Source organism: Vibrio sp. R15-SG3-ISO1A, assembly GCF_059833955.1.
Genome location: NZ_JCBDGH010000066.1, coordinates 66,159 through 85,860 on the forward strand (window position 1 = coordinate 66,159; position 19,702 = coordinate 85,860).

A 19,702-nucleotide genomic window follows, 5' to 3' on the forward strand; every position below is an offset into this window, starting at 1 on the left:
TTCTGTTGTTTTTTGTTAAGGCCCTGACATTAACCGCCTCAATGAAGGCGTCAAGATAACGGCTAAGAATAAGTGTAACGGATCACAAGCAAACTTCGTATGAATCGACTTATCACACTGGCATTGATCGGGCTAACGGCCACACTCACGGGCTGTTTTGAAGTTCGAAAAAATACCGACCAACTGTGTAAAGACACACCGGAACTTCGTTGCGAACGTCTGAATATGGATGATGGCCAATGCCGCATTCCTCGTACCGATCTCATTTGGCACCGCTTTGAAGTCTTTAAAGACCCAACAGACCAAAATCTCATCAAAGAATACAATTTGCTGTCAGAGTATAAAAAGTGTCTAGAGCTAGCCTCTCAGATCCAACCCATTGATCAATCCAACCTGAAACAGCGGCGTTTTGAAGCACTGGTCAACTCGGGTAAGGATCTCGAAGCGCTAGTGAAAAAGCTCTCTGAATCCACCAGCCCACAAGCCCTCTACTTTCTCTGGAGTCGCACTGGGAGTGATTCTGCCCGCCGCGCCTTTCTTCAAATGGAAGGGTCACCTCAGCTTGAAAACGCCGAAATGCAATATGCGTTAGCCACGTTTTATACGGGTCGTGACCAAGAAAAAACCATCGCATTGCTTAAGCACGCGTTGGAGCTGACCAAGAGCTCGCCTGTCAACGTTGAAATATTGAAATCACTTGCCAGTATTCACTATCAAACCCATCAACGCGAACAAGCGTACGTTTGGGCGATGGTAGCGAAAGCCTTTGATGTGCCGATCGCTTCCGAGAAGGAGCTGCAATTGCTGTACGGTTTTGATAAGGACAAATATCGTCAATTGGATGCGTTTGCAGACAATATTGAAGATGCGATTCGAGCCGGTAAATTTCAGCGCCAGCAACTCGAAGGGCTTGATTAGCCTTAATTTTTTAGTGGTTACTCACTTTGAACTGAACGAGTTCAATTTGAAAGTGAGTAACAACACACACAGCGTTTAACGCTGCCTTGCCATCAATTGTTGAAAACTAACGACACCGAGTTAACACAGAAACGCTCACCGGTGGTTTGTGGTCCATCTTCGAATACATGACCTAAATGGCTATCACAACGTGCACAGCGAATCTCTGTCCGCACCATTCCGTGGCTCAGATCCTCTAAGTAACGAATCGCATCGTCATTGATCGGTGCATCGAAACTTGGCCAGCCACAACCGGAATCGTATTTGTTATCTGAACGAAACAGCGGAGCGTCACAACAGGTACACGCGTAGATTCCCGTCTCTTTATTGTGCAGCAATTTACCGGAGAATGGTGCCTCAGTGCCCTGCTGTCTGCATACTCGATACTCTTCATCCGATAGCTTCTCACGCCAGTATTCATCAGGCTTGGTGACTTTTTCACTGTGTTGTTTCACTGACTTATTCTCCACATTCTCATTTTTATTTGTGACTTTTTTGTTGAAAAACTTGCGCAGTTTAACCTTTGTAGCACATACTTTGAAACCATAACAGAATGGCTAAACTTTAAGCAGCAGTTCAAGTCTTCAACGCATTTTACATCAACTGGTTAGGTATAAACTCCACTATCCGTTCAAAAAACAACCACTCGCGTTTAATTGTGAAAAAAAGCGACACTTTTTTTTGACATTAAACAAGTTAAGTCCGATTATCGGTTGCAGATTTTGACTGGGTTTTGTAATTTTACTACCAGTTATCTTTAATCAGAAATTAAGTTGTGGAGCAACTATAATGACTATCAAAGTAGGTATTAACGGTTTTGGCCGTATCGGTCGTTTCGTATTCCGTGCAGCGCAAGAGCGCAACGACATCGAAGTTGTAGGTATTAACGACCTTATCGATGTAGATTACATGGCATACATGCTGAAGTACGACTCAACTCACGGCCGTTTCAACGGTACTGTTGAAGTTGAAGGCGGTAACCTAATCGTTAACGGCAAAACTGTACGTGTAACTGCAGAGCGCAACCCAGAAGACCTAAAATGGGACGAAATCGGTGTTGACGTTGTTGCTGAGGCAACAGGTCTTTTCCTAACTGACGAGACTGCACGTAAGCACATCACTGCTGGCGCGAAGAAAGTTGTACTAACTGGTCCTTCTAAAGACGCAACTCCAATGTTCGTTAACGGCGTAAACTTCGACACTTACGCTGGTCAAGACATCGTTTCTAACGCTTCTTGTACGACTAACTGTCTAGCACCTATCGCTAAAGTTCTTAACGACAAGTTCGGTATCGAATCTGGTCTTATGACTACAGTTCACGCAACAACTGCAACTCAAAAAACTGTTGACGGTCCTTCTGCTAAAGACTGGCGCGGTGGCCGTGGTGCTTCTCAAAACATCATCCCATCATCAACTGGTGCTGCTAAAGCTGTAGGCGTTGTACTTCCAGAAGTAAACGGCAAACTAACTGGTATGGCTTTCCGCGTACCAACAGCTAACGTTTCTGTTGTTGACCTAACTGTTAACCTAGTAAACGGTGCTTCTTACGAAGACATCTGTAAAGCGATGAAAGAAGCGTCTGAAGGCGAACTAAAAGGCGTTCTAGGCTACACTGAAGACCAAGTAGTTTCTCAAGACTTCATCGGCGAAGTTTGCACTTCAGTATTCGATGCTAAAGCAGGTATCGCGCTAACTGACAAATTCGTTAAAGTTGTATCTTGGTACGACAACGAAATCGGTTACTCAAACAAAGTTCTAGACCTAATCGCTCACATCTCTAAGTAATCATCACTTTGAGATAAGCGTTTAGCGCAGAATTTTATAAAAGGCGGCTCTTGAGTCGCCTTTTTTGTATCTGAAATTTGAGAGCTCATTAATGGCGACACGCCTGCTCTCTATGGCACAGGAAACTTACATGGACTTATTAACGCTCCCTGCCCTGACTGTCTTGTCTGACAGTGTCACGATTGTCGAAGTCGACCAAGTAAAGGTGATTCGTATCATCCATGACAAAGCCAGCGCCGGTATTGCTCTGCATGGTGGTCATGTCATTTCATTCAAACCTCAAGGCCAAGAAGATCTCATTTGGATGAGTGAACAAGCGGTCTTTGATGGTAAAGCCGCTCTGCGCGGTGGCATCCCGGTCTGCTGGCCATGGTTTGGACGCATTGCGGCCCCAGCACACGGCTTTGCTCGTACGAGCGAATGGGAATTGGTCGAGCATCGAGAAAATGAAAACGGCGTCATCGTTGAGCTGGCCCTTTTCTCAAGTGAAGAGACCCACGACATCTGGCCATATATGTTTGAGGCCCGACTTTTGATTGAGATTGGCGAAACACTGAGCGTCACCCTCAAGGTTATCAACATTGATGATCAAGCGTGGACCTTCTCCGGTGCACTGCATACCTACCTCAATGTGGGTGATATTACCCAAGTCCAGACAACAGGTATGGGCGCAGCGTACATCGATAGCCTTCAAGACGGGAAAGTATGCCAAGGCGGTGACGTGTTGCAGTTGACCGACACCATCGATCGCGTCTATACCAAGCCTGAGCCTCAAATCAGTGTGCAAGACCCTGTCTTCCATCGCACCATTACCGTTGAGAACCAAGGCCACAATTCCGCTGTTCTTTGGAACCCTTGGCAGCAAGGCGCGGCGGCCATGGCCGACATGCAAGATAGCGGCTATCAGCACTTTTTGTGTGTCGAGTCGACCCTGCATGCGACCTCTCTAGACACCGGTAAACGCCTTGAGCCAGGTGAGACTCACCAACTGGTCACCGTACTCTCCAGCGCGAATAAATAGCGCCTTTACGTGACATCGTTGAGGGTAGAGCGGCGCTCTACCCTATTTCTGGGATTCGCTCGCCTAAGCTGATAAAATGCAGCCCCCGAAATCGCCGAGAGCTCGATATGTCTTACTCCTGTCCTTTATGTCATCTGCCTTTATCGCAAGAAAAACAGCGCTACTCGTGTGAAAACCGTCACTCATTCGACGTCGCGAAAGAAGGCTACGTCAACCTGATGCCTGTACATCACAAACGTTCAAAAGATCCAGGCGACAATAAAGAGATGATGCAAGCTCGGCGCCGATTTTTGGAAAAAGCCTACTACCACCCCCTGCGACAACGCATTGCCGACTTATGCGCCGAAGCCTTAGTCGGTAGTGATCACCAGTTGCTTGATATCGGCTGCGGCGAAGGCTACTACACGACCCAAGTAGCACATCGGTTAACCGAACAACACGCAGCAGCAAACACATACGGTTTGGACATTTCCAAAATCGCCATCCGCTATGCCGCAAAACGTTACCAAAACTGCCTTTTCAGTGTTGCTTCAAGCCACCGCCTACCCTTTGCCGACCACTCACTCGATGGCGTGTTACGCATCTACGCGCCGTGCAAAGCGCAAGAATTGCAACGCTGCGTGCGAGACAATGGCGTGGTCATCACAGTCACGCCAGCAGGACGTCATCTTTACCAGTTGCGAGAGCGAATTTATGACGATGTACGACTGCACAGCGAAGAAGCCGAATCGATTGAAGGCTTCGACCTTGAGCGGGAAGAAAAACTCAGCTACCTCCTCCCCCTCGCCGATGGTGATGCGTTCGACCTATTGCAAATGACCCCATTTGCTTGGAAAGCCAGCGATGCTTTGCGTGACGAACTGAAAAACTCCACTATGTTTGAATGTGAGGCAGATTTTATGATTCGCATCTATCGTAAGCAGGCGTAACCCGGCACAAACTAGATAACAATTCTCATTTGCATTGTAAATATCCCGAGCCTCCTTTAGTATGCGAGCAGACCATTAGGAGGCCACGGTTTATGCTGATCCGTTTTATATTGACCCGTTTTGTTTGTTTTAGTGCTTGTATGACTCTGACCGCCTGTTCATACAGCGCAGCGTCACTCTCTCCATCCACTCGTTCAAACTCAGTGGCCTCTGATCCAAGCGCTGCTACCCCTATCGTTAGTTTTTATGACTATCAACTATACGACCCATCGGGAAAAGCCCTGTCACTCAATGCACTACCTGAAACCTTCACTCAGGCAGAGGTTATTTTGATTGGTGAATGGCATACTCATTCCGCTATCCATCGCTTTCAAGCCGATTTTATTAAGGCAATAGCGAGCCAAGGCCGAGACACCGCCTTGTCGATGGAGCAGTTTTCAAGAGACGCCCAACCCCATCTCAACGCCTACCTTAACGGTGAGATTGGAGAGCAAACACTGATCACATCGGGTAACGCTTGGCCTAACTATGAAAGTGACTATCGACCATTAGTCGAGCTAGCAAAAACGTTTAACTGGCCTGTCATTGCCGCCAACGCACCTCAATCAACGGTACGTTGTGTGGGTCGTGTCGGTTTACGCTACCTTGATCACCTATCCAACGATGAGCGCCGCCTCGTGGCCGCTAAGATCAACACCGAGGACTCCGCATACAAACGCAAATTCATGGCCTCAATGCATCATGGCGAGCCCGCCCAAAGCGAAAAACAGTACGCTGCTCAAATGACGTGGGATGAAACCATGGCAGAAAGTATCGTCCAATACCTCAATGACCACCCAGGTCACCAAGTCATTCATGTCGCAGGGAAGTTTCATACCGAACAAGGGCTAGGAACCAAAGCGTCTATTTTGGCGCGCAACCCCAACCTCTCTGTCGTGGTTATCACACCTATGTCTGATATCGCATCTATCATCGATGCCGCCGGCGAGCCTCAGCCTCTCAACACGGATTACCCATTGCACGTCTTAGCCCCACCTGTGCGCTTCGTCAAAATGGAAAATCAAATGGCGGCGTTTCATAAAATGTCGACCCGTCATGGGAGCAACGAGTGTCAGCCGACTGAAGCCCCCTAATCGACCTTAGCTGAACGCCTGCACTCGCGACCGATAAATAGGCACGATTTGTGCTTGATGGCTTTTCATACAAATAACGCATATTTTGCACAAGTTTTACACCACACTGCCGATACGTTATTTGAGGATGAAGTAAGGAGAACACTATGACCCCAGTAGGAATGGAGTCAGCGAAGCTGGCACCAACCCAGCAGGTTAAGCCTCAAGCCAACACCTCGGTTGCAGATAAAGGCGCTGCACCTTTAAAAGTTGAGCAAAACACGGTGACCCTTTCAGAGGAAGGGAAAGCATTGCTTGCCGCATTGCAAGAAATTGAGAAAGAGAGCCAAGCCAACAAAGCGGAAAAAACCGTCGGTGACAAAGTAGAGTCTTTCGCCCACGGTGCGCTAGGCATGGATCATCCAGATAAGATCAAAGAAGAGGAAGACGGCTCTTACTCTGCGGGGCAATATCTTTCCGCGGCGGCAACCGTTGGCGGCATTTTGCTGGCCCTAATCTAACATTGAGCGCTAAACGACTCTCAATCAGTGAGGGAACAAGCCTTTGATTCGAGACGACAAAAATCTCAATTTGTTGTCGACCTTGCTGTGGCTTCATAATCATTTCGCATTGCAGAGATTAGGCATCCCCGATTAGGCATCCCGAATTGGGCATCCCGGTTTCTTAGCCATTGCGCCACTCCTTCCTAGTTTTAAAGCTCACTTCGGTGAGCTTTTTTATTGTCCTCGCTACTTTCATAAAAATCTTTTATCGAACTTCCCCCTTGAAGTTGCCATGAGAGACCCTATTTTTTCATCGAGCGCGAAGGAATCGCTCATATTGTGTCTTTTATTTTTTGTCCTAAGTAGGAGGCAAATCCAATGAATATTCGTCCTTTAAATGACAAGCTGATTGTTGAAAGACAAGAAGTGGAAAACAAATCTGAAGGGGGAATCGTACTAACTTCTCAATCGGTGAAAAAATCCACGCGCGGAAAAGTCATCGCAGTGGGTTTAGGCAAACGTCTTGATAACGGTGACCGCGCGTCAATGGACGTCAAAGTCGGTGATCACGTCATTTTCAATGATGGATACGGCGTGAAAACAGAAAAGATTGATGGCAAAGAGTATCTGATTCTCAGTGAGTCAGATGTGTTGGCTATCGTCGAATAATCTCGTTCTGTCATCTTTTTGAGGAGAAAATCATGGCTGCAAAAGACGTACTATTTGCAAACGAATCACGTCAAAGAATGCTCACCGGTGTCAATGTCTTAGCCAATGCGGTCAAAGTGACGCTTGGCCCTAAAGGACGCAATGTTGTTTTAGATCAGTCTTACGGTGCCCCTACCATCACTAAGGATGGGGTGTCTGTCGCTAAAGCCATTGAGCTGAAAGATAAATTCGAAAACATGGGTGCTCAAATGGTCAAACAGGTAGCATCCAAAGCGAACGATGAAGCGGGCGACGGAACCACTACCGCAACGGTGCTGGCGCAATCGTTCATCAATGAAGGGCTAAAAGCGGTGGCCTCGGGCATGAACCCCATGGATCTTAAACGCGGTATCGATAAAGCGACGGAAGCCGCTGTGGCTAAATTACGCGATATGGCGAAACCTTGCAGCGATCAAGAATCGATTACGCAAGTTGGTAGTATCTCGGCCAACAGCGATCGCGCTATCGGTGAGATCATTGCCCAGGCGATGGAAAAAGTCGGCCGCAACGGCGTCATCACCGTTGAAGAAGGTCAGGGCCTGATCAACGAACTCTCAGTTGTCGAAGGCATGCAATTTGACCGTGGGTATCTCTCGCCGTACTTCATCACCAATCAAGACACAGGTACCGTCGAGCTCGACAATCCGTACATCTTGCTGGTCGATAAGAAAGTGAGCAGTATCCGTGAACTGCTGCCGATTCTAGAGTCAGTCGCTAAGGCCTCTCGTTCATTGCTGATTATCGCCGAAGACATCGAAGGTGAAGCATTGGCGACACTCGTCGTCAACAACATGCGTGGTATCGTTCGCGCAACCGCTGTCAAGGCGCCAGGCTTTGGCGACAACCGCAAAGCGATGATGGAAGACATTGCGGTGCTTACCTCTGGTACGGTTATCTCTGAAGAGATTGGCTTAGAGCTTGAAAAGACCACGTTGGAGCAGCTTGGTCAGGCTAAGAAAGTGACCATCACCAAAGACGCGACGACCATTGTAGGCAGCGATGAACAGCACCATGCAATTCAAGACCGCGTGGCAAGTATTGAAGCGCAACTGGCCTCGACAACGTCTCAATACGATAAAGAGAAACTCCAGCAACGCATTGCAAAGCTCTCTGGCGGTGTGGCAGTGATCAAGATTGGCGCTGCTACTGAAGTAGAGATGAAAGAGAAGAAAGATCGAGTGGATGATGCGCTGCATGCAACACGAGCGGCCGTTGAAGAAGGTATTGTGGCAGGTGGTGGCGTCGCGCTGACCAAGATTGCCAAAGAGCTCGCCGATCTCAAAGGTGATAACGACGATCAAAACGTCGGTATTCGTGTCGCGCTACGTGCGATGGAAGAGCCACTTCGTCAAATCGCCATTAACGCCGGAGATGAAGCGTCCGTTGTCGCCAACGCGGTGAAATCAGGCGATGCGGACTATGGCTACAACGCCGCAACCGGTGAATATGGCAATATGATTGAGATGGGTATCTTGGACCCTGCTAAGGTGACCCGTTCCGCCTTGCAATTCGCCGCGTCAGTTGCAGGTTTGATGATCACCACCGAAGCCATGATCACAGACCACGTTGAGAGTGAGGAAGCCTAACCTTCTCTCACTGGCGCTCTAGAGCTCCAGTAAAAACAAGCGGGCGAGGTTGCCCGCTTGTCTTCTACTTTGGATTGTGAGGTAAGAGAGATGAAATCATTGCCATCAATACATTTCTCCGTTGCGGAGTGTGGCACCCACCCAGCCCCCGCTTCGGCTTGGCCCGTCACCACGACCTTTCCCAGTCAAACGGCCGGTCCACTTTTCTCTATTATGAATCAACTGCCAAAACCCGTGCAGTGGCTCATCATCCGCTTTGATTTAGCTCCGCCAACACGCACCGAGCAACCCGTGGTCCATTGAGACAAAAGAGGGCGGATAAGAGGTTAAAGACGAGGACTTGTTGTCAATTCAACGACAAATCATTGGCTTAATCACGCGTAGGATGATTGAGGCTAACCAAGAATTAATTTTTGTTTTTATGAATCATGAGAGAGACCAGCAATACCAATGGGTTCATGGCTTTCTCAACAAAAAGTCCTTTCTCTAACAAAAACCTGAGAAAATCACCCCGAAATTCTCAACTATCCCATCAAGTCGATCAAAGCAATTCTCGACATTTTGTTGCTAACCAGCGCTCTGCTATACAAGCAATCCTCCTTTGCATCATACAGCCTTTCATAAAACCATAGCTCACATAAAACCATAGCTCCGCGTAAGAAACTTTTGGACAAAAACGTTTCAATGACTTTGCTAAATTAGTATTTAATGGATTACTTTTAATATTGCAAAGCCTCTAACGGACTGGCCATAATCAATCGCCCACTACACGCTACCCATATCAGCCGTGGTTTTGATTTCTTAGGTTTGAATCATAGGAAGTACAAAGGGAAAGTGCTCATTAAACCGAGCAATCCAGCACACTGCTATTCTTAAGTAACTTGCGCGAACTCATCAAAAAGCACGCAACTATCCCCGTCAACGCTTTAATCAAGTTGATAAATCCGAAACTCAGGGGCTGGCCGAATTACTATCGACACTGCGTTGCGAAACAGGTATTCGGATATGTAGGCCACAAGCTATTCCATATATTATGGCTCTGGGCTAAAAAGCGTCATCCAACAAAATCTAGAACTTGGATCGCCCTTGAATACTTCATCAACCTTCAAAGTCAATGGCAATTTCACGGTTGGCAGAAGATCATGAATATGGATTGTCAGTTCAATCTGTTTCAAATAGCTAAAGTGCCATAGAGAGACATGTGAAAATCACGAGTGCCGTTACGCCTTTTGATCCTCAATATCAAGAATACTTGGCTAAGAGAAAATCAAAGAAACAATACCATAACTCTTGGCATGATCCTGCTCTCGCTGCTTCATAAGTTGCTGGGTGCCAATTAGTGCCTTGCTCAGTGCGGTGAAAGTTGCGCGCTGGGCTCTTAGAGGGACGACACTTGGTATCAGGTGTCGTCTACTCAACATAGATGCTTTAGCGAGAGCCATCTGTCGCCAGTTATTATCTTTGTTTTCACTACAAATTATAAACTTACTTATATCCTCCTATGTTTACAACCCTGAATCGATACCACATCGTTGCACTGCTCATTGATGCATATCGTGATGTGAGTCAACTTTCATACAAGTTACTATTGAACTACTATTAAACAAAAAGCAATATAAATACGTTCTCAAAAAAACAAGAGAACAATTAAATAGTTATAAATTAATTAATAAGGAATATTAAAATGAAATACCAAACACCAAAGTCCACACCAACAAATATCGACCGCCCAACTTGTTTTAAACCAGTGGAAAAGAAAACTAAGTAATTTTAGCATTATTTGGTAATGAAGGCGGAGGGGTTCTCCGCCTCTAAATTTTGGTTTTTAGCATGAAAAAACAGTATCTTCTTAACGATGAAAAACGTACCTTAACTTGCCTAAAAAAAATAGCGACAACAGAACTAAATACCACGGCCACCTATTTAATTAAAGAGGTTGTCATCGAAGGTCGCTCCCTTGATGATGTGGCGAAGGAGTGCGAGGTAGCTATAGAGGTTATCCAAACGGATTTTCACGCGCTGATGGCAGACTTAGCTGAGAAAGGGTTTACCCTCAACAAAAGCAATCTTACGTCGGCAACGTTCAACGAACTCGACTTTGAACAATATTGGTCCCCGACGACCGCCATCGTTCATATCATTCAAAACTGTAATAGCCCATGCATGATCTGCGATTGCTGGAAGGCCAAGCGCCATTTTCACGACGTGGATGTGTTGTCTGAAACCTTTCGAATGTTGGCTAAAAAAGGCGCTAGCTCGGTCATGATTTCTGGTGGTGAACCACTACTTCACCCGCAACTCAAGTCGGTATTGTCAGCAGCTAAACAACATGGCTTGAAGATAGAGCTAAACACTAACGGCATTTTGCTCCACAAATTCGATTGGTTGGCTAAGTTTGGAATCAATGAGATCATTATCTCTATGGATGGTATCGATGCTCCATCATACAAGCGCATTCGAGGCACTAATAAGTTTGATCGAGTATGGGCTAACATTAAGCAATTAAAGACACTAAACCCTGAGCAAAACATCGGAATCCGTACGACCTTGACTAGTGTCGTGACGAACAACTTGATGGACTATTTGACCTTCATCGATAGTAGCCCGATTGATTATGTAGGATTTAGCCCGCTTGACACTGATTCCACAAGCTTTTCCCGCGACACCATAACTATTGAGGTAGCGAGTCAACTAAAAGATCACTTGCTCCCTAGTCGAGAAGAATGTTCCAAATTATTCGGGGTGCTCAACGATCCTAATTCGCCAGTTACTAAGAAAATTCGCTCCATGCATGACCAAGGTAAAATCGATTGGAATGTTGAAAAATTTGTGGATTGCCTTGAATTTTACACGCACAACACTCGAAGTCGGGTGACCTCTTCTGAGCCGTGCAATTTTCCTTTGATCTCCTTATTGGTTGACTATGACGGTGCGTTAAAGAACTGTTTCTACTCTGAACCCTTCGGTAACATCTACCAATTGGATGAGGTTAATTGGTCGGCGAAAGCCCCCATTCAAGCTTTGAAGGATAGTAACAGATGCAGCGATTGTCGAGGAAAGGTGTTTTGTGAGTAATCATTTGTTATACCGTTTGTTTTATATTGGTAAGTCCACTGCTTGGGTGGTACCCATTTTTTCTATATTTTTGGTCAATGAAAAGGGCATGGAGGTGTCCGATATAGTCTACATCGCAGGTTTGTTTGGTGTTCTCCCTTTTATTCTCGAGGTCCCGTTTGGCGTCTTATCCGACAAATGGAGTAATAAGAATATCCTTAAGCTGGGCCTCGTGTCGTTTATTTTGGCCTTTGTCTCAATCCTCGGATTAGGAGGAGTTGAGTCCTACTTTTTCTACATGCTGTTTATCTCACTATCTTCGTCTCTATTTTCTGGTGCGGAAGACAAGCTACTGTGTGCCATAATTGAACGTAATGAAATCGAGCGCTATAAATTTGAACTGAACTCCTTATTTTATAAAGCCACCATACCTATGATTTTAATTGGCGGTGTGCTATATAACATCCAGCCCGAATGGCCATTTTATTTTCAACTATTTTCATTTGTGATTTCTTTCATTGCGTTGGCTAGCCTTCCAAATATGAAAATAAATAATCTCAAAAGAAAGGAGTCCAGCATTGAATTAATTAAATCATCTACGACTGACGTATATAATATTTATTTTTTATCCATTGCGCTTATGGGGGCTGTTTGCGCTTTTCTGGTAGCAATAAACACACGAACAGTACAAGTTCATTTTGAGCAATTATTAACATTCAACCCCACGGTAGTGATTGGTCTGTTTTTTGTTTTGGGGAATGTAGCGTCGGCGTATGCTTCAGACGTGTATCGTAAATATCTAATGAATCGATGGCTATTAGACACTAATTTCGTGTTGTTGGGGTTAGTGTCGTGTCTTGCGTTTGCGTTGATGTCCGTCGATGATGTCGTGGTCGTATTTGTGGGTTATGTCGTATTGTGTGGGTTCAAATCTGTGTACCGGCCTATTATCAGCGCGAACCTAATGACTGCACTGAAAAACAGGCAGTCCTTCTCCACGGCAATGTCGATCGCCGCTATGCTGTCTGCCATCATGGGCTTACTACTGAGTGCGCTCTACTCTTGGGGCTTTTCCAATTTCTCAGAGGTAAACCTCATCCTATCGGCGCTAAGTCTCGGGGTTTTCGTGTTGGGAGCTTGGGTAGTCCGACGTCACAATGAAACAATCTCAGAACAACGAGAAGTTCGCTCAATGTCTCAGAAAAAGCACTTTGTGAAACGTTTCTATTCAAAATGGTCTTACATTCAGCAATATCCGAGAGCAGACGATATCAATCCACTATTCCTACAAAGTGACAAGCGCGGCTACCCTTCTCCAAAACTCTTGTCGGTTAAAGACAACCAAGTAGAGTGGGAATACATCAGCGGAGAGTTGCTGTCGAGTTTACATCGTGACCAGCAACGGGTCGTCATTAATGCGTTCTCTCAGTGCTTTAATGACAGGAAGAGCATTCCTCATAACGAGGTTGTGATCCACGGAGATTTGCACCCCGACAACATTCTCGTCAGTGAAGGTCGCATTTACGTCGTGGACTGGGATCTGGCAAGTTTAGGTGATCCGCTCTTTGACGCATTGACCTTAATAACCAGCCCAACACTGGATCTCACCAATCAAGAGCGTGTCGCATTTATCGTCGAAGCCTTCGAGGTAACCGAAAAAGACGCGCATGATTGGGTGACAGGTTTTCTTCGTCAAAAAAGTGAACAACTTGCTGATTTTTTAACTGACGATTACGAAGGTGGGTACTTGGCTGACTTGGTCCAGTCCTACCGAAAACTAACCACTAGCTTTGCCTTAAGTAGTTCCCATGAGCCTTAAAACCGTCATTGTCAATCAGGGATGTCATGCTGAGTGTGTTCATTGCCCACATGGGCAAGAGCGCTCAATACTTCGTACTAAAGCTACAGAAGAGATCGCGCACGCCCACGAAGATATCATCTTGTTGTCAGGAGGAGAACCACTTGAGCTGACTTCTCGAGAGCTACTACCGCTAATTCGTCTATGTGTCGAGAACAAGAAAATCTTTCGTATTGCCACCGGTGGTCATGTACCACTGCCTCCCTTTGTTGAGAGATTGAGACATATACCGTATTTCTCGGGATTTTCTGTTGGCACGGATGTCTTGTTAAGCGAACGTAATTCGCATAGTGTCAGGTTCCAACGTACTTGGGAAGACAATGTTGCTCATCTTCAGTCACTGGACATAAACTATTCTTTCACTGTGTCATTGTCTCAGGGTTTCAGGCTTGCTTCCATCCTGCCCATATTAGCAAGATGGGCCCCCGACTTTTATATGCTCAATTCTATCGATAAAGCAGGGACTGAGAAAATGGAGCAGAGCAAGGCTCAGATTACCGCCATGGGATATGAGGTTGTGTATGGCTATATCGCTTAAATTGTTGGTGCGTGAACATCCTATACCATACGCCATTCACACTGCTTCAGGGACTATTTCTGCAAAGCCGGAAATCTTAATCGCGTTTGCCGTCAATGACCAACTTCGATTTGCAATGGAATTTCCGCTATCACCAAGCGCCGGTGAGTCGCTAGCTAGTCTAAAGTTACGATTCAATGAGTACACTTGTGTCGACTCTCCGCATATCCAAAACGCGATCAGCTACTTTGCAAATCTACACTATCGTGCTTTTGATCTCACACCCAGTCAAACATCGAGCACCTATCAAACGGTGGGGATTACTCAGAATGGTGATTGGAAACCTGGCGCGGACTACGTCAAATTGAAAACCAGTCCTCATCATTTGAATCATCTGAAAGAATTTCTGAACTTTCACCGAGGTAAAGCGAAGTTTATTCTCGATTTCAACGCGTCAATCCAACACACGGACTTCGCCTCGACGTTGAAGTTGCTCGAAGATGTTGATTATTTTGCTCTAGAACAGCCTCTAAACGAGAATTATGATATGAACGTGGGACACGCTAAGTCTCATATGTTCATTGCCGATGAATCGTTGCCACAACTCTCCTATCCTGAATTGATGAAACATGGTTTCAGTGGATTTGTGTTCAAAGCTTTTCGCAATAACTACTCAGCTTTGCGTCACTGTAGTGACAATCGGGAGCAATTGTTTGGTTTAATCGGGACCAATATGTCGGGCCCGTTTGATGTACAGTTGAGCGCTTTACTCAATGACTATATGCCAATTCGTGTGTCTAACTACTCATTACAATCATTTTTCGAGTCGCACCCACTAGAGCACATCGCAATTTACCAAGTGGAAGAGGGGAGAGTGATGCTTACGACAGAGGCCATTGATTATCTTAGCAGAGCTCCAGAGATCGCAAAGTTTTCTCTTCCCATCTCTCAGTTGGAGGCAAAATATGATAAATCATGATAAGTTCACCTTAACCCCATTAAGTGTAGGGCACGCGCAGGCCATGTTTGAGGTAGTCCAGCAAGAGCGAGAATATCTTTCTCGCTATTTGTATTGGGTCGATGAAGTCAAGGACGTCGATACCATGACTCGCTACATTCAGCAACGTGCTGGGTTCCCAGAAAATGTGGCCCGATGGTTTACGATATGGGTTGATGATAAAATCGCTGGCGTGTTTGGTATACGAACCATTGATGAGCACCGCTCTTCAAGTGAAGTGGCGTACTGGTTAACTCGTGAAGCCCAAGGGCATAATATTACCTGTATTTGTATAGAGCAAGCCAAAGCACAACTCAAACAGGAACATGGCATACGAACATTGGAAATACATTGTCTTCAAGGCAACGTAGCTTCTCAACACATTGCGAAAAAGTGTGGTGGTCAGCTTAAAAAGGTTAGTCCAAGTTATTGCATTCAAGACGGGGTGGAGCAAGATCTCCTAATTTATCACCTGTCCACCTAATTGGTAGGAAACGAAACTCGTTTAAACTATCAGCGAAAACAGCACATCATTTTGTCTGCTAGCCTTTGTTATCAACTGAAACTCCATACCAGAACGTTTGCTGTTGCGTGTTCTATAGTGTGTCGATACTTATCAAAAAAGTCAGATAACGTCTTCAATCTGTAGTTTCGAGGGGCAAAATCTGGCTTCAATCTCTTTAAATACTTGCCAATTTCACCTAGTTTTGCCCAACCCGATTCATCTCTATACTTCTGCCAAGCGTGATGCATTAATCGCCATAATTTGCATTCTGCGTCTTGATTAGAGCTTGATTGCACGCCTTCAAGTTCAACGTCTGCGTTTAAGTTCTCTATAACGACAAAGTCGTCACAAGCATTTTTAAACGAAGTCGGAGTCATCGCCTTTCCAACACCGATGACGTGTATCTCCGACTCTCTGAATCTGCTGGCAAGACTTGTAAAGTCACTATCACTGGATATCAAAGTAAAAGCATCAAACCTTTGGCTGTACAAGAGATCCATTGCGTCAATAATCATTAAAGAGTCTACCGATTTTTTCCAGATGTGTAGGCGAATTGCTGTTTGGCTTGAATCGCCAACTCACTCAAAGGCTGCTTCCCGTTTTTTAGTTGTTCAGCAGAAAAGTCGCCATGTGCACGTTTAACGATTATCTGCCCAAACTAGATAGCTCTTCAATAACCAGTTTTAGCTTTGAGGATGGAGTGTTTTCTGGATCAATTAATACAGCGATTTTCTATTGCCCATCACCCGTGCGCAACCCTCCTCTATGTAGTTAGTTGCACTATATAGGCATTAGCAATATTTATTCAAATGTGGGGGCTCAGAAATGTTATGAGTAACAACTCTAAACAATAAAGGGGCATTTTTAAGTTAGTGCATTTTTTGCAACAACTGACCTACCGAGGATTTCTAGGCAGTTGATAGACGAGAACTAAGAACGAACAGTTTAGTTGTTACATTTTTGCCAGAAAATCCCTGGAAAGAGATCGCTTGTTCATCACCGGTACAACAGCTATTTCTCTTCGGCATCATCCCAAGGGGACTTTCGTTCTAGTAAGTCTTTTATGCATTCATTTTCTTTGGGAGGAGCATCCAATACCTCATTGAATGCGTCGAAAGATTGCTGATCCACATTTAAAGAAGTGCAAATTCGATCATATTCTTCTTTCACGTCAGGGTTTTCAAATGCTTTTGCTTTTAAAGCCTCAAGCCTACTCAACTTTTTTAAAGTCCAACTACCATCTCCGTTATCAATCCACTGGATAGCATCTCCTTCATTCCAAGAGAGTTCTTTTTGCAACTCATCAGGTATTACAAAGTAATGTTCACCATGTTCATTTTTTTCAATCTTTACTCGCATACAGTCACTCGTACTAAATCAGTGGTATGTTTAGGTTTATCGCATTACAGAAATTTAGGCAATGACGATAAACGCAAGCTGCTATTGGAAGCAGAACTAAATTATAAAGGGGCATAACAGCCTTCGAAAATTGCTCTAATCTGTGTAGGAGTTAAGGGGTGTTGCCACCCCATCCCCGTACTCATCTATCAAATGAGTACTACTAGTAAACATGCCACGCCACGTAAAATGGCAGCAACATCAATCACCAGTTTAAATGTAGAAGTAAGACAACCGGGTCATCTATGTCAATTCGCTCTCGAAGATGCTCGATTCACGGTTGCGGATCGGCTGGATTATAGCGGGTCAATACCAAGCGCAGATTGAGCGTTACCTGATGAGCGATAACATGGGCAGCCTTAACCTGATGCAGTCTGCCGTGGCAGAGTTTCTCACCACCGGTAAATACCGCTCGCACGTGCAGAAAATGCGCCGGCTCTATCAGCACAACACTAAACTGTTTATCACCCAGTTGGATCTCGCCTTGCAGCGCTATCCCACCCTTTCAGGTCACTATTCACTACACCAACCGAAAGGCTCTTTTTTAGTCTGGCTAACCTTGCCCGACCACTGCGACAGTCAAACCATCTATCAACACGCGAAGCCACGTGGAATAAGCCTTCTCCCCGGCTCACTCTTTGCCACCGGCACGCAATTCCAACACTCGATGCGCTTTAGCTGCGCCAACTTAACCACCACCGCGGATTGGAAGCAAGGTATTGAGGATTTGGCAAGCCTCATCGCCCAATCCTCTCACTGAGTCTTCTTAGACAATTAAAAGGGAGCCTGTGATTACCCTCACAGGCTCCCTTTTGTCGTTTATCGCTGATTGATTTAGGCGGCGGCTTTCTTTAAGCGGATGATGGCTTTAAGTAGATAATGGCTTTAAGCAGATGATGACTTTAAGCACCTGACTATTTTATGCGTTGGAGGCTTTGCGATGCCCTTCTTGCAGGTGGACAAAATCCACCAAATCGTCACCAGATACCTGATACGCCTGACCAAATCCCTTAACGAACAAGCCCTGCTCTGCTTTGAGATTAAACAGCACAAAGTCTTGCAACTGACTCAAGCCATCAATGATCTCACCAAAGCGCTCTTGCATCTGCGCGATCACTTGTCGCCATTGCTCGCTTTCTCGCTCCACAACGTGTGCAGTGGCATCAAAGGTTAAGCGCTTGCGAGCAAAGAGTTGCTTGGAGCTGTCTTCATCTTCGATCAACATGATGGATACCGTCGGGTTCGCCTGCAAATTGCGCGCGTGACGGGCAATCTCAGAAATCAGCACAAAGTATCCCTCTTGATTTTGTACAAACGGCGCATAGCTGACATTGGGTTTGCCATGTTCGTCGACTGTCGCCAACTGCAATGTCTTACGCGCTTGACGAAATTCTTTGATTTCTGGGCCTAAGCGACCTTGCAAGCGTTCCTGCTTGACCTGTTGTTCCATGTTGAGCTCCTGATTGTCTTTCTCAATTTTATGATTGTTGTTAAGTCCTAGCCGCGCGCGGTTACTTTGATAGACCTTTATAATGCGCATGCCACTGGTGAAACTGTTCAACCTGACTCGCAATGAGTTCACGCTTTTCATTGCGGCCCAAGTAGATCTTGAAGATGTTGTTACCCTCTTGACTAAAGAAACCAAAATAGTGGCTCTCACGTCCCATAAAAGGCTTACTGACTAAGGCAATCGCACGTACGTTGTCGAGTTTGAAATGCCCATGCATCTGACCTTCGCGTCCCATTAGGTTGTAGTAGCCGCGGGCCACTTTCCCTTTTGGAAACGGCGCTTTGACTTCAAAAATAGAGCCAAATGAGTGCACGATTGTCGTCACTGGTCCAAAGTCAACCAACGCTTCCAGCACAGCTTGCGCATGGTCGCCCGAGACCAAGGTCACCATCTCCGTCGGCAAAGCGGCCACCACGTCATACTCACTGACTCCTAACTGCTCTGCGATGGCAGCAGGCAACAATGTTGGGTCACTGTCTAATAGCGCTGCGACTTGCTGAGCAAGCGTGTCTGGCTGTTGGGTCTTTGTCATTACTGAATCCATAAACGTTCCATTTCTAAGCGATGAACCGACATGATGAGGGCTCATTGAGGCGGGTTGATAATAAAATTGTAGAACCTTGATCGCCGCTTGTGCCAAGTCTTGAGGTTTTATCCGCGAAGGCAAAATGCAACGGATCAGAGGTTTCTTTACCGAGTACTGATTCATCAAATTGATGGATATCCAACATGCTATTTACTCGCTTAGCGCTTGTCAGCTCTTGCTTCGCGCCAAAATCTTAAAAACTGGACGAGATCATAATTCCACGCTAATGATAATGCAATTGATAATTGATCTTATTTGCATTGTAAGTAATAATCTTGGCAATTTGTTGATGTCGGACAAGAGAAATCACCGTGAATGTCAAACGCTACACTATCGCAGGAACGCTCTCACTAGCGGTTCACGGGGCCATATTACTCGTCGCTCATGAAGCGAAAGTATTTGCGATGCCCGCGGGAACGCAGTCTCAGAGTGTCTCAATTAACTTTAAAGCAGCGGCAGTTCCAGCGCCTAGTGTCTCGCCAGAGGCCGACCTGCCCGTGAAACCGGAACCTGCACCGATCGAAGCGGCAGCTATTGCCGAGCCGATCCCGACACCGATGCCCACGCCAGATAAATCTGCGGTGAAGACAGACAAAGCTATTGTGAAACCGGACAAAGCTTCAGTTAGACCAGACAAAGCTGCGGTTAGACCAGAAAAAACAATAGTGAAAAAGCC

General features: G+C 45.8%; 19 protein-coding genes and 2 pseudogenes. 16 read left to right on the plus strand and 5 right to left on the minus strand.

The window, feature by feature from the left end:
* Positions 1–99: 99 nt before the first annotated feature.
* Positions 100–918 carry a DUF2989 domain-containing protein gene (locus AC6R0L_RS10585; RefSeq protein ID WP_500629096.1) on the plus strand — a complete coding sequence of 273 codons (819 nt, stop codon included), beginning with the start codon at positions 100–102 and terminating at the stop codon, positions 916–918.
* Positions 919–1,010: 92 nt separating this feature from the next.
* Here AC6R0L_RS10585 and msrB read toward each other — a convergent pair whose 3' ends face one another.
* A complete protein-coding gene (gene msrB, locus AC6R0L_RS10590) occupies positions 1,011–1,412 on the minus strand; it encodes a peptide-methionine (R)-S-oxide reductase MsrB (protein WP_334551050.1) in 402 nt (133 codons plus the stop codon).
* 334 nt (positions 1,413–1,746) lie between these two features.
* On the opposite strand from msrB, the gene gap reads away from it, so the two are divergent.
* The 13 genes and pseudogenes from gap to AC6R0L_RS10655 all read left to right on the plus strand — a co-directional run bounded on the left by gap (position 1,747) and on the right by AC6R0L_RS10655 (position 15,511).
* The gene (gap, locus tag AC6R0L_RS10595) at positions 1,747–2,742 is read left to right on the plus strand and encodes a type I glyceraldehyde-3-phosphate dehydrogenase (protein ID WP_334551052.1); all 996 of its coding nucleotides are present in this window, start codon (positions 1,747–1,749) and stop codon (positions 2,740–2,742) included.
* A 130-nt stretch (positions 2,743–2,872) separates the two neighbouring features.
* Positions 2,873–3,763, plus strand: a complete 891-nt coding sequence (locus AC6R0L_RS10600; RefSeq protein ID WP_500629114.1) for a D-hexose-6-phosphate mutarotase — start codon at positions 2,873–2,875, stop codon at positions 3,761–3,763.
* A 107-nt stretch (positions 3,764–3,870) separates the two neighbouring features.
* A complete protein-coding gene (gene rlmA, locus AC6R0L_RS10605; RefSeq protein ID WP_500629097.1) occupies positions 3,871–4,692 on the plus strand; it encodes a 23S rRNA (guanine(745)-N(1))-methyltransferase in 822 nt (273 codons plus the stop codon).
* Between the two features lie 140 nt (positions 4,693–4,832).
* Positions 4,833–5,825: a ChaN family lipoprotein gene (locus AC6R0L_RS10610; RefSeq protein WP_500629098.1), complete on the plus strand. Its 993-nt coding sequence runs from the start codon at positions 4,833–4,835 to the stop codon at positions 5,823–5,825.
* A gap of 146 nt (positions 5,826–5,971) precedes the next feature.
* Positions 5,972–6,325 (plus strand): hypothetical protein, encoded by a 354-nt coding sequence (locus AC6R0L_RS10615; RefSeq protein ID WP_500629099.1) that lies wholly within the window; start codon positions 5,972–5,974, stop codon positions 6,323–6,325.
* Positions 6,326–6,685: 360 nt separating this feature from the next.
* On the plus strand, positions 6,686–6,976 hold the full coding sequence (locus AC6R0L_RS10620; RefSeq protein ID WP_334551057.1) for a co-chaperone GroES: 291 nt from the start codon (positions 6,686–6,688) through the stop codon (positions 6,974–6,976).
* A 32-nt stretch (positions 6,977–7,008) separates the two neighbouring features.
* Complete coding sequence (groL, locus tag AC6R0L_RS10625) at positions 7,009–8,601, plus strand: chaperonin GroEL (protein ID WP_500629100.1); 1,593 nt, start codon at positions 7,009–7,011, stop codon at positions 8,599–8,601.
* A gap of 768 nt (positions 8,602–9,369) precedes the next feature.
* A pseudogene (locus AC6R0L_RS10630) lies at positions 9,370–9,922 on the plus strand (group II intron maturase-specific domain-containing protein); the annotation flags it as partial.
* 509 nt (positions 9,923–10,431) lie between these two features.
* Entirely contained in the window at positions 10,432–11,676 is a 1,245-nt protein-coding gene (locus tag AC6R0L_RS10635; RefSeq protein WP_500629101.1) for a radical SAM protein, read from the plus strand.
* Complete coding sequence (locus AC6R0L_RS10640) at positions 11,669–13,474, plus strand: MFS transporter (protein ID WP_500629102.1); 1,806 nt, start codon at positions 11,669–11,671, stop codon at positions 13,472–13,474. The genes AC6R0L_RS10635 and AC6R0L_RS10640 overlap by 8 nt, the downstream gene beginning before the upstream one ends.
* A complete protein-coding gene (locus tag AC6R0L_RS10645) occupies positions 13,464–14,051 on the plus strand; it encodes a hypothetical protein (RefSeq protein ID WP_500629103.1) in 588 nt (195 codons plus the stop codon). Before AC6R0L_RS10640 ends, AC6R0L_RS10645 begins: the two co-directional genes overlap by 11 nt.
* Position 14,052: 1 nt before the next feature.
* Positions 14,053–15,009 (plus strand): hypothetical protein, encoded by a 957-nt coding sequence (locus tag AC6R0L_RS10650; protein WP_500629104.1) that lies wholly within the window; start codon positions 14,053–14,055, stop codon positions 15,007–15,009.
* Positions 14,996–15,511, plus strand: coding sequence for a GNAT family N-acetyltransferase (locus AC6R0L_RS10655; RefSeq protein WP_500629105.1), 516 nt, complete (start codon positions 14,996–14,998; stop codon positions 15,509–15,511). Before AC6R0L_RS10650 ends, AC6R0L_RS10655 begins: the two co-directional genes overlap by 14 nt.
* Positions 15,512–15,582: 71 nt before the next feature.
* Here AC6R0L_RS10655 and AC6R0L_RS10660 read toward each other — a convergent pair whose 3' ends face one another.
* Positions 15,583–16,047 carry an NYN domain-containing protein gene (locus tag AC6R0L_RS10660; RefSeq protein ID WP_500629106.1) on the minus strand — a complete coding sequence of 155 codons (465 nt, stop codon included), beginning with the start codon at positions 16,045–16,047 and terminating at the stop codon, positions 15,583–15,585.
* 496 nt (positions 16,048–16,543) lie between these two features.
* Complete coding sequence (locus AC6R0L_RS10665) at positions 16,544–16,891, minus strand: hypothetical protein (protein WP_500629107.1); 348 nt, start codon at positions 16,889–16,891, stop codon at positions 16,544–16,546.
* Positions 16,892–17,171: 280 nt separating this feature from the next.
* On the opposite strand from AC6R0L_RS10665, the gene AC6R0L_RS10670 reads away from it, so the two are divergent.
* Positions 17,172–17,690: an aminotransferase class I/II-fold pyridoxal phosphate-dependent enzyme gene (locus AC6R0L_RS10670; protein ID WP_500629116.1), complete on the plus strand. Its 519-nt coding sequence runs from the start codon at positions 17,172–17,174 to the stop codon at positions 17,688–17,690.
* 159 nt (positions 17,691–17,849) lie between these two features.
* Here the strand turns inward: AC6R0L_RS10670 and hutZ are convergent, their stop codons facing one another.
* Both hutZ and hutX read right to left on the minus strand, forming a co-directional pair.
* Positions 17,850–18,380 (minus strand): heme utilization protein HutZ, encoded by a 531-nt coding sequence (gene hutZ / locus AC6R0L_RS10675; protein ID WP_487902734.1) that lies wholly within the window; start codon positions 18,378–18,380, stop codon positions 17,850–17,852.
* Positions 18,381–18,441: 61 nt separating this feature from the next.
* On the minus strand, positions 18,442–18,972 hold the full coding sequence (gene hutX, locus AC6R0L_RS10680) for a heme utilization cystosolic carrier protein HutX (protein WP_500629108.1): 531 nt from the start codon (positions 18,970–18,972) through the stop codon (positions 18,442–18,444).
* Positions 18,973–19,337: 365 nt separating this feature from the next.
* Between hutX and AC6R0L_RS10685 the strand changes: the two are divergent.
* A pseudogene (locus AC6R0L_RS10685) lies at positions 19,338–19,702 on the plus strand (energy transducer TonB); the annotation flags it as partial.

Excerpts from the sequence above, each read along its gene's own strand:
- AC6R0L_RS10585 (WP_500629096.1), top strand. The coding sequence starts at position 100 with ATGAATCGACTTATCACACTGGCATTGATCGGGCTAACGGCCACACTC.
- gap (WP_334551052.1), top strand. The coding sequence starts at position 1,747 with ATGACTATCAAAGTAGGTATTAACGGTTTTGGCCGTATCGGTCGTTTC.
- AC6R0L_RS10600 (WP_500629114.1), top strand. The coding sequence starts at position 2,873 with ATGGACTTATTAACGCTCCCTGCCCTGACTGTCTTGTCTGACAGTGTC.
- rlmA (WP_500629097.1), top strand. The coding sequence starts at position 3,871 with ATGTCTTACTCCTGTCCTTTATGTCATCTGCCTTTATCGCAAGAAAAA.
- AC6R0L_RS10610 (WP_500629098.1), top strand. The coding sequence starts at position 4,833 with ATGACTCTGACCGCCTGTTCATACAGCGCAGCGTCACTCTCTCCATCC.
- AC6R0L_RS10615 (WP_500629099.1), top strand. The coding sequence starts at position 5,972 with ATGACCCCAGTAGGAATGGAGTCAGCGAAGCTGGCACCAACCCAGCAG.
- AC6R0L_RS10620 (WP_334551057.1), top strand. The coding sequence starts at position 6,686 with ATGAATATTCGTCCTTTAAATGACAAGCTGATTGTTGAAAGACAAGAA.
- groL (WP_500629100.1), top strand. The coding sequence starts at position 7,009 with ATGGCTGCAAAAGACGTACTATTTGCAAACGAATCACGTCAAAGAATG.
- AC6R0L_RS10635 (WP_500629101.1), top strand. The coding sequence starts at position 10,432 with ATGAAAAAACAGTATCTTCTTAACGATGAAAAACGTACCTTAACTTGC.
- AC6R0L_RS10645 (WP_500629103.1), top strand. The coding sequence starts at position 13,464 with ATGAGCCTTAAAACCGTCATTGTCAATCAGGGATGTCATGCTGAGTGT.
- AC6R0L_RS10655 (WP_500629105.1), top strand. The coding sequence starts at position 14,996 with ATGATAAATCATGATAAGTTCACCTTAACCCCATTAAGTGTAGGGCAC.
- AC6R0L_RS10660 (WP_500629106.1), bottom strand. The coding sequence starts at position 16,047 with ATGATTATTGACGCAATGGATCTCTTGTACAGCCAAAGGTTTGATGCT.
- AC6R0L_RS10665 (WP_500629107.1), bottom strand. The coding sequence starts at position 16,891 with ATGCGAGTAAAGATTGAAAAAAATGAACATGGTGAACATTACTTTGTA.
- hutZ (WP_487902734.1), bottom strand. The coding sequence starts at position 18,380 with ATGGAACAACAGGTCAAGCAGGAACGCTTGCAAGGTCGCTTAGGCCCA.
- hutX (WP_500629108.1), bottom strand. The coding sequence starts at position 18,972 with ATGACAAAGACCCAACAGCCAGACACGCTTGCTCAGCAAGTCGCAGCG.